Source organism: Rhodobacter viridis (assembly GCF_003217355.1).
Classification (GTDB): domain Bacteria; phylum Pseudomonadota; class Alphaproteobacteria; order Rhodobacterales; family Rhodobacteraceae; genus Rhodobacter; species Rhodobacter viridis.
This window is the reverse complement of record NZ_QJTK01000045.1, coordinates 1-2,010: the sequence shown is the minus strand read 5'-3', so window position 1 is coordinate 2,010 and position 2,010 is coordinate 1. Positions and strand designations below refer to the sequence as shown.

The window sequence follows — 2,010 nt, the reverse complement described above, 5'->3', positions numbered from 1 at the left end:
GACGGCATTCGAAACTGGGCTATCTCAGCCCCATGGAGTTCGAGGCCCGCGCTATGCTAGCTTAACCAGCTGTCCACGAAACCGGCAGCAGGCCACTATGAAGATCCAGCCGCAGATCAGTCGGTGGAGGCAATCGAAGCATTCCTCCGGTCTCGGGTGGTGGGTGACGAGGTCGCGATCCACAATCCTCAAGGCGGTCTAAGGCTGCTAAGTATCGAACTGGCTAAGGTCACAGAAGTTCGACCGCGCGGGCGGCTTTGGACGGACAAGTCTGCTCATTACGGCAACAATCGCTGGTTCGTGAAATCCGGAAAGAACTGTGGAGCGCCAACTGGACAGTCGCGGCTGGTTATGCCGACGGACGATGTCCGACGGTATGCAACGGAGCGCCGGTTCGCACTCGATTCACGCCCGTTTGCGGAAGAACGCGCCTAAGAGATTCTTGCGAAGTGTGAGGGACGCACACGAGGGTCAAAATGATCGGGCAGTGGCCGACACTATGATCGGGCTGTCGGCCGAAAAGTTTCAATGCCCGCGACGCCAACGATCCGACGACCAAATTGCTGCGGCGCCCGTCGAATGACCGTTGTCGGGAGTGCAGTAGCGCAGCATCACTCAGAGTCGAACGGCGGCTGAGGGCCGTTCAATATCGGAGCCCAGCGATACTATTGACCTCCGTGCAGACGCACCTTCAAACCAGCCCAATGCTGACAGAACTCTCTAATTCTTGTCTCGATCTCTTCGCTGGGGTTCAGCACAAAGAATGTCCTCGGACTGAAGGCGGTCGCCCGCACTGCCAAGCCCGGCATCCCGACCTCGCCCAGCCAATGATCGACCTCGGCGTCATGGCCACCTCGCCGCCGGGTATTGTGATGGTAGATCACGGCGCATCGACCTTTCGCCAACTCCTGTGCCTCTGCCAGGGGCATCTGCTTGCCGAACTCTTTCCGCCCCCTTCGCCAATCGGCGTCATCGATGATGCCATTATCGGGGTCTGCGAAAACCAGGTCGCAATGGGATAGACTCTCCATCACATGCCTGAACCAGGCGGTGCGCCAGTTACGGCGTTCACGAGCCGATATCATACCGCTGTCCACGCTCTCGTCAGATGAGATCGCCCCCTCCAGCACCGGCAACAACGAGTTGATCGAGCGCGCGTCTTTCGTGATGTTTCGAAGATGTCTGAACAGGGCCGGGTCCAGATGTTCGTACCGGTGCGGTTGGTCGAGATAGGTGATGTGACGCCCATCTCCGTTGTGGCTCTCGTCCGGGTACCGGTACCACGCGACACCCAATTGGCGTCCCGGTGAGAGAGCTCTCAGCAGGCCGAGCTTTACAAAATCTCCAACATCTCCTGCGTAACGGTCTTGCACTTCGGGTGACCTATTCCCTTTCTCATCCTTGCTTTGCCACCAAGGTAATAGCGGGCAGCGGGCGTGCTGGCTAGGAATCTGAACCAGGCACCAACATGCTCGGCGAAGACATCCAACTCTGGTGCGAAGATGGTGAAATGGTGCTCCGTCCCGCTGCCCAGACCTCGACCGCCAACAAAATCGAGCAAATGCAGAGAACGGCGGCTTCGACGTGCCGCAGGGCAGCGGCGGTAAAGACGGACGCGCGGCCGCTCGGGGCCGACCGGGTCTACGAGTCCAAGACCAAAGTGAGGGCGGATTTCAGAAGTTCGCTGCGGTCGCGAGGGGCTATCCGATCAAATCGGAATGCGGACATTCGGCGCGAAGCTCAAGACAGCAGGATTAGAATAACAAGCGGATTCCTGAGCTCCGGCGCATCGAAAACTTGCGTCGCGGACGGGACGCGGTTCAAAAGACCGTGGTTCCTTTGAGGTGGTCCCCGTTTTCCGGACAGATTTGCGGCGTTGCTAAGCTTGCCCGTTGATCAAGCCGCCGCCTTCAGGTCTTGGCCCTGATGGGCCTCAACCGGTGTCCTTCCGCCAAGCGCCGAATGGGGGCGCTGCGTGTTGTAGAAGTCGATCCATTTGCCGATGCCTGC

The 2,010-nt window shown here is 59.0% G+C and carries 2 protein-coding genes; both read right to left on the bottom strand.

Going from position 1 to position 2,010, the window contains the following annotated elements; translation table 11 throughout:
* Positions 1 to 665: 665 nt before the first annotated feature.
* Complete coding sequence (locus tag C8J30_RS18175) at positions 666 to 1,373, bottom strand: hypothetical protein (RefSeq protein ID WP_146227974.1); 708 nt, start codon at positions 1,371 to 1,373, stop codon at positions 666 to 668.
* Positions 1,374 to 1,896: 523 nt separating this feature from the next.
* On the bottom strand, positions 1,897 to 2,010 hold a 114-nt coding region (locus C8J30_RS18165; protein ID WP_146227878.1), incomplete at its 5' end, for an integrase core domain-containing protein.